The organism is Sphingomonas cellulosilytica (assembly GCF_052321755.1).
Lineage (GTDB): Bacteria > Pseudomonadota > Alphaproteobacteria > Sphingomonadales > Sphingomonadaceae > Sphingomonas.
This window is the reverse complement of record NZ_JBQRTT010000001.1, coordinates 491,227-504,464: the sequence shown is the minus strand read 5'-3', so window position 1 is coordinate 504,464 and position 13,238 is coordinate 491,227. Positions and strand designations below refer to the sequence as shown.

Below are 13,238 nucleotides of genomic sequence, written 5' to 3'. Positions count from 1 at the left end.
CGGGCGATCCGCCGCTAGAGGACCCGCCATGTCGACCGTACCCATTCGCCGCGCCCTGCTGTCCGTCTCCGACAAGACCGGGGTGGTCGATCTCGCCCGCGGGCTTGCCGACAAGGGCGTCGAACTCGTCTCCACCGGCGGCACGGCCAAGGCGCTGCGCGATGCCGGCCTCACCGTGCGCGACGTGTCGGACCTCACCGGCTTTCCCGAGATGATGGACGGCCGCGTCAAGACGCTGCACCCGATGGTGCATGGCGGCCTGCTGGCGGTGCGCGACGATGCCGATCATGCCGCCGCGATGGCGCAGCACGGCATCGGCGGGATCGATCTGGTGGTGGTGAACCTCTATCCGTTCGAGGCGACCGTCGCGCGCGGCGCCGATCGCGACACGGTGATCGAGAATATCGACATCGGCGGCCCGTCGATGGTGCGCTCCGCCGCCAAGAACCACGCCTATGTCGCGATCGTGACCGATCCCGCCGACTATCCGGCGCTGGCGAGCGGCGAGACGACGCTGGAGCAGCGCCGCCTGTTCGCCGCCAAGGCCTTTGCCGCCACCGCCGCCTATGACGGCGCGATCGCCCGCTGGTTCGGCACGGTCGATCAGGGCGAGGCGTTCCCGCCGGTGCTGCCGGTGACGATGCGGCGCGCGGCATCGCTGCGCTACGGCGAGAACCCGCACCAGTCGGCCGCCTTCTACACCGCGAACGACGGTGTCGCCGGCATCGGCCAGGCGCGGCAGGTGCAGGGCAAGGAACTGTCCTACAACAACCTCAACGACGCGGATGCCGCGCTGGAACTGGCCGCCGAATTTCGTGACGCTGACCCGACCTGCGTCATCGTCAAGCATGCCAACCCGTGCGGCGTCGCCACCGCGGCGACGCTGGCGGACGCCTATGCCCAGGCCTTCGCCTGCGATACGGTGTCGGCGTTCGGCGGCATCATCGCGGTCAACCGGCCGCTGGATGGCGCGACGGCCAGGGCGATCACCGGCATCTTCACCGAGGTGGTGGTCGCGCCGGATGCCGACGAGGAGGCGCTGGCGCTGTTCGCCGCGAAGAAGAACCTGCGCCTGCTGCTGACCGGCGAACTGCCCGATCCCCACCGCGCCGGCCTGTTCGCCAAGACGATCGCCGGCGGCTGGCTGGTACAGGATCGCGACGCGGGCGTACCGGGGGACCTCAAGGTCGTGACCCGTCGCGCGCCGACCGCGCAGGAACTCGCCGACTGCCGCTTCGCCTGGACGGTGGCGAAGCACGTCAAGTCGAACGCGATCGTCTATGCCAGGGACGGCGCCACCGCCGGCGTCGGCGCGGGCCAGATGAACCGCCTGGAATCGGCCCGCATCGCCGCCTGGAAGGCGAAGGACGCGGCCGACAAGGCGGGCTGGGCGCAGCCGCGCACGATCGGCTCGGCGGTGGCATCGGACGCCTTCTTCCCGTTCGCCGACGGCCTGCTCGCCGCGGTGGAGGCCGGCGCGACCGCGGTCATCCAGCCGGGCGGCTCGATCCGCGACGACGAGGTGATCGCGGCGGCCGACGAAGCGGGCCTGGCGATGATCTTCACCGGCATGCGCCACTTCCGCCATTGATGCAGAGGGCGCGCGCGTCCTCTGTCCTATTTGGAGAAGCTGTGAAACGAAGGGTCGGGGCCGATTCGGCCCGGCGCTCCTTCTCATCGCCGCCGCCATGCACCGCGCCCGCGGAACACCGTCTTCGGTGAGACTTTTGTGACCTTTCGCAGGCGGGCTGCCGCCGGTTTGATGACGTTGGGCTGATCTAACCGCACCGTTCGCCCTGAGCGTGTCGAAGGGCCTGGGTCTTACAGACAGGCTCGGCACGAACGGGACGATGCTATGTCATCCTCTACCGCACCGGCGATCCGACGTTGGGCAGCGTCGCTTCCTCCGCGGATGGCATCTTGCCGAACAGCGCGCGGTCGGCGGGGCCGAACGCCCAGCGCCACAGCACGAAGAGGTAGGTGGCGGCGATCGCGGGCTCGCCGCCGACCAGCTCCAGCCATTCGAAATGGTGCGGCAGCAGGGTGAAGGCGCCGCCGACCACGATCGCCGCCACCGCCGCCCACAGGAGCGGCCAGCGCCACGGCGACACCGGCGCCGACAGGATGTGCCCGAGCAGCCGCGCCTTCACCACCGAGGTCAGCCCGACGCTGACCATCAGCGCCACCGCCGGCCCCGCCGCCTGCCATGTCGTCGGCCAGCCCGCCCCGCGCATCACGAGGATCAGGACGAAGCTCAGCACGATCTGCACCGCGAGCATCACGACCGAAATCACCAGGTTGCGGTGCCGCGCCGTATAGACCAGCGCCGATTCGCACACCGCCCCGGTCGAGGCGAGCACCTCGGCGAACAGCAGGAACCCCAGCGCGGCGCTGCCCGCCACGAACTGCGGCCCGACGACGCCCATCACCGCTTCCGCCGGGATCGATCCCATCAGCGCGAGGCCGGTCTGCGCCGCCATGATCCAGAAGGCGACCTGCCGCACCTGGTTGGCGATGGCGGCGCGATCGTTCACCGCGAGGCTGCGGGTGATGACCGGCCCCAGGATCGGGTCGAAGCTCGTCTTCAGCTTCTGCGGCAGCGAGGCGACCTGCTGCGCCATGTAGTAGATGCCGACGATCTTGGGCTCGAACATCACGCCCAGGATGAACCGGTCGACGTTGCGGCTGCCCCATTCCAGCGCATCGGCGCCGGCGAGCGGCGCATTGGCGCGGGCGAGGGCGAACAGCGGCCCGATCTGCGGCGACCAGCCGTGCGGCATGCCATAGCTGCGCAGGAACGGCACGAAGCTTGCGATCAGCGCCGCGGTCATCGACGCGACATAGGAGAGGACGAGGCCGTCCTTGATCGTGAAGAAGGAGAATATCCAGGCGGCGATCGAGATCGTCCACGGCTCCACCACCGCCCGCGCGGTCACCGCCGCCTTGACGTCGTGGCGATAGGCGAGCGCGGCGAGGCTGACGTCCGACCAGGCGATGGCCAGGATGATGCAGGGCAGGAACCGGTCGAGCCCGGTCACCTGCGTGTTGGCATACATCACCTGCGGAAAGGCGATCAGGATGGCGCTCGCCGCGATCGACATGACGAAGGCGACCGCCAGCGCGTCCCACACGACGCAGGCGTGCGGCTGGTCCGATCCCGACAGCGCCTGCGCCAGCCCGCGCTTGAGGCCCAGCGTCGCGACCAGCGCGGCGAGTTCGACCACCACCACCGCCAGCGCGAACCGGCCGACGAGGTCCGGCCCGTAGAGCCGCCCGGCGATGAACAGGAACGGGATGCGCGCGGCCAGGCGCAGCACGAACCCGGCGATGTTGGTGCGGCCGCCCTTGGCGAGGGCGTCGATATCCTTGGTTTCGGTCACGGCAAGACGGGCATGCTGCCCTCACCCTGCGCCGCCCTCGGCGTCTTCTCCCTCTCCCATTGGGAGAGGGAGGGAGCGGCGAAGCCGCGGAAGGGTGAGGGTGGGCGCGAGACGGCCACGATCAATGCGCCGCCCCCCAGCTCGCACCCGTCCCGATCTCGATCCCCAGCGGCACCGACAGCGTCACCGCCGGCGCCGCCGCCTCGGCCATCACCCGTTCGATCACCGGCTTGGCCGCCGCGACGTCCCCTTCGGGCAGTTCGAACACCAGTTCGTCATGCACTTGGAGCAGCATCTGCACGTTGGGCAGCCCCGCCGCGAGCAACGCCGGCTCCATCCGCACCATCGCGCGCTTGATGATGTCGGCGCTGGTCCCCTGGATCGGCGCATTGATCGCGGCGCGCTCGGCGCCCTGGCGCTCGTGCTGCACCTTGCTCGATATGCGCGGGAAGTGCGTCTTGCGGCCGAACAAGGTCGTCGTGAAGCCGCGCTGGCGGACGCTCTGCGTCGTCTCGGCGATATAGGTCTTGATGCCGGGGAAGCGGTCGAAATAGCGATCGATCATCGCCTGCGCCTCGTCCGCCGAGATATCGAGCCGCCCGGCGAGGCCCCAGCGGCTGATGCCGTAGAGGATCGCGAAGTTGATCGTCTTGGCGCTCGCCCGCGTGTCGCGGTTGACCTCGCCGAACAGCTCCTGCGCGGTCAGGCTGTGGATGTCGTCGCCATTGGCGAACGCCTCGCGCAGCTGCGGCACGTCGGCCATGTGCGCGGCGAGCCGCAGCTCGATCTGCGAATAGTCGGCGGCGAGGATGACGTTGCCGGCCTCCGCGACGAAGGCGTCGCGGATCTGCCGCCCCACCTCGGTACGGATCGGGATGTTCTGCAAATTGGGCTCGGTCGAGGAGAGGCGCCCGGTCTGCGCGCCGGTCAGCGAATAGCTGGTGTGGACGCGGCCGGTCCGCGGGTTGATCTCGTTCTGCAACGCATCGGTATAGGTGTTCTTGAGCTTGGTCAGCTGCCGCCACTCGAGCACGCGCGCGGCGATATCCGCACCGGGCGAATCCTTATCGGCGGCGATCCGCTCCAGCTCGTTGACGTCGGTCGAATAGACGCCGGACTTGCCCTTGCGGCCGCCCTTGATGCCCATCCGCTCGAACAGCACGTCGCCCAGTTGCTTGGGGCTGCCGATGGTGAAGGGCGCGCCGGCGAGGCCGTGGATCACCGTCTCCAGCTCGCCGATCTGGCCGCTGAACTCCGCCGACAGGGCCGACAGGCGTTCGCGATCCACCTTGATCCCGCGCGTCTCCATGCGGGCGATCACCGGCACCAGCGGCCGGTCGACCATCTCGTAGACGCGCGTCGCCTCTTCGGCGGGCAGGCGCGCCTTGAACCGCTTCCACAGGCGATAGGTGACGTCGGCGTCCTCGGCGGCGTAGCGGGTCGCGGATTTCAGGTCGACCTCGTGGAAGCCGCGCTGCGACTTGCCGGTGCCGACCACGTCCTTGAACGCGATGCAGCTGTGCGACAGGTGCGTGGCGGCGAGCTCGTCCATGCCATGGCCGTGCAGGCCGGCATCGAGGTCGAAGCTCATCACGATCGTGTCGTCGTGCGGCGCCACGCCGATCCCGCACAGGCCCAGCACGATCATGTCGAACTTGAGGTTGTGGCCGATCTTGAGGACCGACGCATCCTCGCACAGCGTCTTCAACCGCGCCAACGCCTCGCCGCGGTCGATCTGCACCGGCACCTCGGCCAGCAGGTCGCTGCCGCCATGGCCGAGCGGGATGTAGCAGGCGCGGTTGGCGCCCAGCGCCAGACTGACGCCGACCAGATCGGCGCGCGTCGCGTCGGTGCCGGTCGTCTCGGTGTCGATCGCCACCCAGCCCTGATGCTGCGCCGCCGCCACCCAGCGGTCGAGCGCATCTGTGTCGACCACCGTCTCATAGGCATCGTGCTCGCATGGCGGGTCCGCCTCGAACGGCACGTCGGCGGGTTCCGCGACGGGCGCGTCGGCCACCTGCCCCAACCGGGCGAGCAGGGTCTTAAAGCCGTGATGCTCCAGGAACGCACGCAGCGGCGCATCGGGGATGCCCTGCAGCGCCAGCTCTTCCAGCGGATGCTCCAGCGGCACGTCGCAGGCGAGCGCCACCAGCTTGCGCGACAGGCGCGCCGCCTCGGCATGCTCGATCAGATTGTCGCGCAGCTTGCCCTTCTTCATCGCCGGCGCCGCGGCGAGCACCGCCTCGACGTCGCCATGTTCCTGGATCAGCTTGGCCGCGGTCTTGGGGCCGACGCCCGGCACGCCCGGCACGTTGTCGACCGCATCGCCCATCAGCGCCAGCACGTCGCCCAGTTGCTGCGGGCCGACGCCGAACTTCTCGACCACCGCCTCGGCACCCAACCGGCGGTTGTTCATCGTGTCGTAGAGGTCGAGGCCCGGCTCGATCAGCTGCATCAGGTCCTTGTCGGAACTGACGATCGTCACCTGCCACCCCTGCGCCAGCGCCGCCTTGGCATAGCTCGCGATCAGGTCGTCCGCCTCCCAGCCTTCCTCCTCGATGCACGGCAGCGAGAAGGCGCGGGTGGCGTCGCGGATCATCGGGAATTGCGGAACCAGATCCTCCGGCGGCGGCGGCCGATGCGCCTTGTACTGGTCGTACATCTGGTTGCGGAAGGTCGACGAGGATTTGTCGAGGATGACCGCCATGTGGGTGGGGCCTTCCGCCTTGTGCAGCTCGTCGGCGAGCTTCCACAGCATGGCGGTATAGCCATAGACCGCCCCCACCGGCTCGCCATGTTTGTTGGTGAGCGGCGGCAGCCGGTGATAGGCGCGGAAGATATAGCCCGAGCCGTCGACGAGATAGAGATGGGGCATCGTGGATGCCGTTTAGCGGATCGGCGGAACGGCACCAACCGATCCTTGGCATGCGGCCAAGCTGTGGAGAGGTGTGGCTTTGGCGCCACATCTAAACCGTCCCTCGGCGCCCCCGCAGGCGAAGGGTGGACGGGGCGTCTCCGCAACCACGCCGCTGGACGCCCTCTCCGTCACCGCTTCGCAGCGCCTCCTCCCCTTGCGGGCAGGGTTATCGCATATGGCTGGGACCGCTACTGGCTTCGGGCGAAGGGGAACGCCATCCCAGTATCCGTCGTCACCCCGGACTTGTTCCGGGGTCCACGGTGCCGCAAATCCATAGCGTATGGGTGTGCGGCACGGTGGATGCCGGACCAAGCCCGGCATGACGGAGGATTAAGGAACATCACCCGGGATCAGACAAGCCATATGCGATGGTCCTGCCTTGGCGTGGAGCGCGGACGAAGAGACGTTACGCGCGCGATCCCCCGGCGTAATCCGCCACCGCGGCGGCCACCGCTTGGATCAGCTGCTGGCGTTCGCGGATCGGCCGGCGGCTGTCGCCGATCATCACCGCGATCGCATAGCGGCGGCCATCGGGTGCGGTGAGCAGGCCCACGTCGTTGAACCCGGCGTTGCGGGTGCCGAGGTCCTGCCCGGTGCCGGTCTTGTGCGCGATCTTCCACCCCGCCGGCAGCGCGGCGCGCAGGCGGGCGCGGCCGGTGACCGAGGCGCCCATCGTATCCAGCAGGATGCGCGTCGAGGTTTCGGTGAACAACTCGCCGCGGGCGAGGCGGGCCAGCGCATCGGCGATGGCGAGCGGCGCGGCGCCGTCGGGCGGATCGTTGACATAGGCGTCGAGCGCCGCGGTCCGCACCGCCGGATCGAGCCGCGAGCGCGCCGCCTCGAAGCCGCCGCCCTGCGCCATCGCCTGGTTCCACGTGAGGCCGGCGGTCTTCGACTGGAGCAGCCGCTCGCCGGGACCGAAGCGGATATCGCCCAGCTGCTTGCGCTCGATCATCGCGCGCACGGCCGCGGGGCCGCCGACATAGGTCAGCAGCCGGTCGTTGGCGGTGTTGTCGCTATGCGTCAGCGCGCGGGTGAGCAATTCGCCGACGGTGGTGTGATAGCCGTCGCCCTTCACCAGCATCGCGATCGGCTGGTGAAACAGCGTCAGGTCCTCCGGCCGGACCACGACCGGATCGTCCAGCCGCGCCTTGCCCTGGTCGCGCAGGTCCATCAGCGTCATCGCGACCCACAATTTGCTGACCGACTGCTGCGGCATCCGGGTGCGGGCGCCGGGCGAGGTGACGGTCCAGCCTTCGTCGACCGCGCGGATGGCGATGCCGAACTTGCCGTCGAAATTGCGGGCGAGCGCGTCGATCGACGCGGTCAGTTGCGCGGGCGCGACGCGATGCGCCGGCGGTGCCGCGGCGGGGATGGGGATCGACACCTCGACCGGTGGCGACACCGCCGGCGCAGGCCCGCTGCCGCTCGGCCGCGACGGCGAGCTGCACGCCGCCGTCCAGGCGCAGGTTCCGACAATCAGGATCGTGGTGGCCACCCGGCCGTACGCTGTCATACTGTGGCTGAGGCCCCGCTTCGCAACGCCTGCAATCCTTAGCTGGGGAATGGTTTGCGGAAACCGGCACCGCCACGCGCTGCGACGAAGCGCGGCTGCGGCGCGGCGAGTTGCGCGACGCAACATCGCGCGCCGCCATCCGTTGACGCCGCCTTCGATCGAGACGGGACAGACACTATGGCGGAGATGACCAGCGACGCGTTCGTGGAGCGGCTGAAGGCGTGGGGCGTCACCCGCATCTACGGCTATTCGGGCGACGGCATCAACGGCGTGCTCGGCGCGCTGCAACGTGTCGAAAAGGCGGGAGAGGGCATCGAGTTTATCCAGGTCCGCCATGAGGAGATGGCGGCGTTCATGGCGACCGCGCATGCCAAGTTCACCGGCGAGATCGGCGTCTGCCTGTCCACCGGCGGCCCCGGCGCGACGCACCTCCTGACCGGCCTGTACGATGCCAAGCTCGATCATGCGCCGGTCTTCGCCATCGCCGGACAGGCGGAAACGACGGTGCGCGGCGCCAGCTACCAGCAGGAACTGAACCTCGACCGCCTGTTCGCCGACGTCGCCGATTACGTGCAGGAGGTGAGCGCACCCGCGCAGATGCGCCACGTCACCGACCGCTCGATCCGCATCGCCGTCGCCGGCAACGGCGTCGGCGTGATCGTGCTGCCCAAGGACGTGCAGGACGAGCCGTATGAGGAGCCCAAGGTCGCGCACGGCTTCACCCGGTCGGGCGTCGGCTACAGCCGGCCGCGGATGGTGCCGCAGCCGGCCGACCTCGCCCGCGCCGCCGAGGTGCTGAACGCAGGGAGCAAGGTCGCCATCCTGATCGGCGCCGGCGCACGCGAGGGCGCGGATGCGGTGGTGCGGATCGCCGAGCTGCTCGGGGCCGGGGTCGCCAAGGCGCTACTCGGCAAGGACGTGCTGCCCGACGACCTGCCGTTCGTCACCGGTGCGATCGGCCTGCTCGGCACCAAGCCGTCGTGGGACCTGATGCAGGGCGCCGACACGCTGCTGATGATCGGCACCGGCTTCCCCTGGGCGGAGTTCCTGCCCGCGGACGGCAAGGTGCGTGCGGTGCAGATCGACGTCGATGCCGGCATGCTCGGCTTGCGCTACCCGACCGAGGTCAACCTGCACGGCGGCGCAAAGGAGACGCTGGAGGCGCTGATCCCGCTGATCCATGCCAAGGCCGACCGCAGCTGGCGCGAAGGGATCGAGGCGGGCGTCGCCGACTGGTGGCGGACGCTGGAGGACCGCGCGCATGCCGAGGCGAAGCCGGTCAATCCGCAGCGCGTGGTGTGGGAGATGTCGCCGCGTCTGCCCGCCGATGCGATCGTCACCTCCGACAGCGGCTCGTGCGCCAATTGGTATGCGCGCGATTTCAGGGTGAAGGCGGGGCAGCGCTCGTCGCTGTCGGGCGGCCTTGCCTCGATGGGCGCGGCGGTGCCCTATGCGATCGGCGCCAAGTTCGCCTTTCCGGACCGGCCGGTGGTGGCGCTGGTCGGCGACGGGGCGATGCAGATGAACAACCTCGCCGAGATGATTACCGTACAGAAATACTGGCAGCGCTGGGCCGACCCGCGCTTCATCGTCTGCGTCTTCAACAACGAGGACCTGAACGAGGTGACCTGGGAACAGCGCGTGATGGAGGGCAATCCGCGCTTTCCCACGACGCAGGACCTGCCCGACGTCCCCTACGCCCGCTTTGCCGAGCTGATCGGGCTGAAGGGCATCTTCGTCGACCGGCCGGAGGATTTGGGCGCAGCGTGGGAGGCGGCGCTCGCCGCGGACCGGCCGGTGATCCTGGAGGTGAAGACCGACCCCGAGGTCGCGCCGCTGCCGCCGCACCTGACGTTACAGGAGGCGAAGGCGTTCATGACCTCGATGGCCAAGGGTGATCGCGGCGCCGGCCGGGTCCTCGCCGACACCGCGCGGCAGCTGTTCAAGGAGGTGACGGGGTAGATTTTGCAGCGCCCCCCTGTCGTCATTGCGAGCGCAGCGAAGCAATCCAGGGCCACAGCCCGGACGCTCTGGATTGCTTCGCTGCGCTCGCAATGACGGAGGTCACGGCACCAATACCGTGTCCACCGCCTCTGCCAGCATGCCGGGATAATCGAGCGTATAATGCAGCCCGCGGCTCTCGTGCCGGTGCAGCGCCGATCGCACGATCAGCTCCGCCGTCTGGAGCAGGTTGCGCAGCTCGATCAGGTCCGGCGTCACCCGGAAATGGCCGTAATAATCGGCGACCTCTTCGGTCAGCATCTGGATGCGGTGCTGCGCGCGCTCCAGCCGCTTGGTGGTGCGGACGATGCCGACGTAATTCCACATGAAGCGGCGGATCTCGGTCCAATTCTGCTTGATGACCACCTCTTCGTCCGAATCGGTGACGCGGCTCTCGTCCCACGGCCGGATCACCGGCACCGGCGGCAGCGCGTCCCAATGCGCGGCGATATGGTCGGCGCACGCCCTGCCGAAGACGAAGCATTCGAGCAGCGAATTGGAGGCGAGGCGGTTGGCGCCGTGCAGCCCGCTCTCGGTGCACTCGCCCGCGGCGTAGAGGCCGGGCAGGTCGGTGCGTCCATCACGGTCGATCACGATGCCGCCGCAGGTATAATGCTGCGCCGGCACCACCGGGATCGGCTGGCGCGTCATGTCGATGCCGAGGCCGATCAGCTTTTCGTAGATGTTGGGGAAATGGCCGCGGATGAAGTCGGCGGGCTGGTGGCTGATGTCGAGGTGGACGCAGTCGAGGCCGTAGCGCTTGATCTCGGCATCGATCGCGCGCGCCACGACGTCGCGCGGCGCAAGCTCCATCCGCTCCGCGTCGTAATAGCTCATGAAGCGCTTGCCGGTCGTCGGGTTGATCAGCCGGCCGCCTTCGCCGCGCACCGCCTCGGTGATGAGGAAGTTCTTGACGTCGAGATGGTAGAGGCAGGTCGGGTGGAACTGCATCATCTCCATGTTGGAGACGCGGGCGCCGGCGCGCCACGCCATCGCGATCCCGTCCCCCGTCGCACCGCGCGGCGCGGTGGAGAACAGGTAGGTGCGGCCCGCGCCGCCGGTGGCGAGGATCGTCGCCTTGGCGGTGTAGAGGTTGACGCGCCCCGTGCCCCGGTCGACCGCATACACGCCCCAGACGTTGCCCGCGCCCGAATAGCGCTGCTCGTGGCGGCTGGTGGCAAGGTCGATCGCCACCTGGTCGGGGATGAGCGTGATGTTGGGATGCGCCTCCGCGGCGCGCTGCAGCGCTTCCTGCACCGCCCAGCCGGTGGCATCGGCGACATGGACGATGCGCCGGTGCGAATGGCCGCCCTCGCGGGTCAGGTGCAAGGCGTTGCCTTCGGTCGCGAAGGGTACGCCGAGCTTGGTGAGTTGCTCGATCGCGGCGGGTGCGCATTCGACGACATATTCCACCACGTCGCGGTCGTTGAGGCCGGCGCCGGCGACCATCGTGTCCTCGACATGGTGCTCGAACGTGTCGCCCGGTTCCAGCACCGCGGCGATCCCGCCCTGCGCCCAGGCGGTCGACCCTTCGTTCAGCGCACCCTTGGCCAGCACGGTGACGCGAAACCGCTCGGCAAGGTTGAGCGCCGCGGTCAGCCCCGCAGCACCGGACCCGACGATGAGGACGTCCGCGGTCATATGCTCCCCTCCCGCTTGCGGGAGGGGTTGGGGGTGGGCGCGCCCGCAAGCGCCTCGCCGATAGCGGTCACCACCCCCTCGACATTCCCCATCACGTCGGCGTTGCCGAACCGCAGCACGCGATATCCCCGCTCCCGCATGAAGCAGTCACGCTGCATGTCGGCCTCCGGCGCAGCAGCATGCGTATCACCGTCCAATTCGATCACCATCCTGGCGCGCCGACAGAGGAAATCGCAGAAATAGGGCCCAGTGGCATCTGCCGGCTGAACTTGTGACCGCCCAACCGGCTGCCGCTGAGATACTGCCACAAACGCCGTTCCGCCGGGGTCGCCTCGTGGCGCAACTCCCTCGCCCGTGCGGTATTCCGCGGCTGCCATTCCGGCATCTACGCAGGCCCACCCCCAGCCCCTCCCGCAAGCGGGAGGGGGGCGGAAGACCGCGTCAGGCTGAGGAACACGTCCTCCAGGTCGGGTTCCTTGGTCGAGACGTCGACGATGCCGAACCCGTCGTGCTGCACCGCGGCCAGCACCTCGCCGGCGTTGACGCGGTCCTTGGCGTAGGTGATCTCCAGCGTGCGCGTGCCCTTCAGCACGATCCTGCCGAAGCAGGCGTTCTGCGGCAGCGTCGCCACGTCGCGGTCGACGGTCACCGCCACCACCTTTTCCTGCGCCTTGCCGACCAGCTCGCGCGTCGGCTCGTTGGCGATCAGCCGGCCGTGGTTGATGATCGCGATGCGATCGCACAGCTCCTCGGCCTCTTCGAGATAGTGGGTGGTCAGCACCACCGTGACGCCCGCGGCGTTGAGCTGGCGGACATAGGCCCACAGCTGCTGGCGCAATTCGATGTCGACGCCCGCGGTCGGCTCGTCGAGCACCAGCACGGGGGGCGAATGCACCATCGCCTTGGCCACCATCAGCCGCCGCTTCATGCCGCCCGACAGCGTACGGGCATAGGCGTTCGCCTTGTCCTCCAGATGCACGGCGCGCAGCAGCTCCAGGCTGCGGCGCTGGTCCTTGGCCACGCCGTAGAGGCCGGCCTGGATCTCCAGCGTCTCGATCGGCGTGAAGAAGGGGTCGAACAGGATCTCCTGGTTGACGATGCCGATCGATGCCTTGGCGTTGCGCGGATGCGCATCGATGTCGAAGCCCCAGATCGCCGCCTGCCCGTCGGTCTTGTTGACCAGGCCTGCCAGGATATTGATGAGCGTCGACTTGCCCGCGCCGTTCGGCCCGAGCAGGCCGAAGATCTGCCCCCGCGGCACGTCGAAGGTGACTCCGTCGAGCGCGCGCTTGCCGCCCTGATAGGTCTTGCAGAGGTTCTGGATGCGGATCGCGGCCTCGGTCATGCGGGCGGCATACGCCGCTCTCCGCGCGGTGCAAGGAAATCCTCCCCGGCACGGGGAGGGGGACCAGCGAAGCTGATGGAGGGGCAGCCCCACGCCCAGGTCCTGCCCGGCGGGCCCCCCCGTCAGCCCGCGGCTGCCACCTCCCCGTGCCGGGGAGGATTGATGCGGTGCCTGCGCCTTGCTATCCGCAGCCCATGATTCCGCCGCCCGAAACCGTCCGCGTATCGCAACGCCGCGTCGCCTGCGACGGCGCCACCGACATTCCCGGCGGGGCCGCGCTCGGCCACCCGCGCGTCTTCCTGCAGATCGACGAGGAAGGCTATGTCGACTGCGGCTATTGCGACCGCCGCTTCGTGCTGATCGGCGGTCCGGCGGACGGCGCCGACCAGTCGCAATTGCGCGACCACCCGGATGGCGCCAGCGTCTAGAGCGCCTATA

8 protein-coding genes and 1 pseudogene are annotated in these 13,238 nt (G+C 69.0%); 3 read left to right on the top strand and 6 right to left on the bottom strand.

All coding sequences use genetic code 11. The annotated features are described in order from the left end of the window. Positions 1-28 precede the first annotated feature (28 nt). Positions 29-1,591 carry a bifunctional phosphoribosylaminoimidazolecarboxamide formyltransferase/IMP cyclohydrolase gene (gene purH / locus ACTZQ5_RS02385; protein WP_443583549.1) on the top strand — a complete coding sequence of 521 codons (1,563 nt, stop codon included), beginning with the start codon at positions 29-31 and terminating at the stop codon, positions 1,589-1,591. A 274-nt stretch (positions 1,592-1,865) separates the two neighbouring features. On the opposite strand, the gene ACTZQ5_RS02380 is transcribed toward purH, so the two are convergent. The 3 genes from ACTZQ5_RS02380 to ACTZQ5_RS02370 form a co-directional block, all read right to left on the bottom strand. Continuing rightward, entirely contained in the window at positions 1,866-3,380 is a 1,515-nt protein-coding gene (locus tag ACTZQ5_RS02380) for a lipopolysaccharide biosynthesis protein (protein ID WP_443583548.1), read from the bottom strand. Between the two features lie 121 nt (positions 3,381-3,501). Further along, positions 3,502-6,255 (bottom strand): DNA polymerase I, encoded by a 2,754-nt coding sequence (gene polA / locus ACTZQ5_RS02375; RefSeq protein WP_443583547.1) that lies wholly within the window; start codon positions 6,253-6,255, stop codon positions 3,502-3,504. A 448-nt stretch (positions 6,256-6,703) separates the two neighbouring features. Then, complete coding sequence (locus ACTZQ5_RS02370) at positions 6,704-7,777, bottom strand: serine hydrolase (protein WP_443583703.1); 1,074 nt, start codon at positions 7,775-7,777, stop codon at positions 6,704-6,706. A gap of 222 nt (positions 7,778-7,999) precedes the next feature. On the opposite strand from ACTZQ5_RS02370, the gene ACTZQ5_RS02365 reads away from it, so the two are divergent. Continuing rightward, positions 8,000-9,775, top strand: coding sequence for a thiamine pyrophosphate-requiring protein (locus ACTZQ5_RS02365; RefSeq protein WP_443583546.1), 1,776 nt, complete (start codon positions 8,000-8,002; stop codon positions 9,773-9,775). A 102-nt stretch (positions 9,776-9,877) separates the two neighbouring features. Here ACTZQ5_RS02365 and nadB read toward each other — a convergent pair whose 3' ends face one another. From nadB to ACTZQ5_RS02350, 3 genes and pseudogenes are all read right to left on the bottom strand, one after another. After that, positions 9,878-11,455, bottom strand: a complete 1,578-nt coding sequence (gene nadB / locus ACTZQ5_RS02360; protein WP_443583545.1) for an L-aspartate oxidase — start codon at positions 11,453-11,455, stop codon at positions 9,878-9,880. Then, a pseudogene (locus ACTZQ5_RS02355) lies at positions 11,452-11,840 on the bottom strand (endonuclease domain-containing protein). Before ACTZQ5_RS02355 ends, nadB begins: the two are co-directional and overlap by 4 nt. After that, complete coding sequence (locus tag ACTZQ5_RS02350) at positions 11,841-12,800, bottom strand: ABC transporter ATP-binding protein (RefSeq protein ID WP_443583544.1); 960 nt, start codon at positions 12,798-12,800, stop codon at positions 11,841-11,843. It abuts the pseudogene before it with no gap. Between the two features lie 194 nt (positions 12,801-12,994). On the opposite strand from ACTZQ5_RS02350, the gene ACTZQ5_RS02345 reads away from it, so the two are divergent. Beyond that, on the top strand, positions 12,995-13,228 hold the full coding sequence (locus tag ACTZQ5_RS02345) for a zinc-finger domain-containing protein (protein ID WP_443583543.1): 234 nt from the start codon (positions 12,995-12,997) through the stop codon (positions 13,226-13,228). Positions 13,229-13,238: the final 10 nt, after the last annotated feature.

What these genes read in the sequence shown, in the direction of transcription:
- ACTZQ5_RS02350 (WP_443583544.1), bottom strand. Translation starts at nt 12,800, where the DNA reads ATGACCGAGGCCGCGATCCGCATCCAGAACCTCTGCAAGACCTATCAG.
- purH (WP_443583549.1), top strand. Translation starts at nt 29, where the DNA reads ATGTCGACCGTACCCATTCGCCGCGCCCTGCTGTCCGTCTCCGACAAG.
- ACTZQ5_RS02345 (WP_443583543.1), top strand. Translation starts at nt 12,995, where the DNA reads ATGATTCCGCCGCCCGAAACCGTCCGCGTATCGCAACGCCGCGTCGCC.
- polA (WP_443583547.1), bottom strand. Translation starts at nt 6,255, where the DNA reads ATGCCCCATCTCTATCTCGTCGACGGCTCGGGCTATATCTTCCGCGCC.
- nadB (WP_443583545.1), bottom strand. Translation starts at nt 11,455, where the DNA reads ATGACCGCGGACGTCCTCATCGTCGGGTCCGGTGCTGCGGGGCTGACC.
- ACTZQ5_RS02365 (WP_443583546.1), top strand. Translation starts at nt 8,000, where the DNA reads ATGACCAGCGACGCGTTCGTGGAGCGGCTGAAGGCGTGGGGCGTCACC.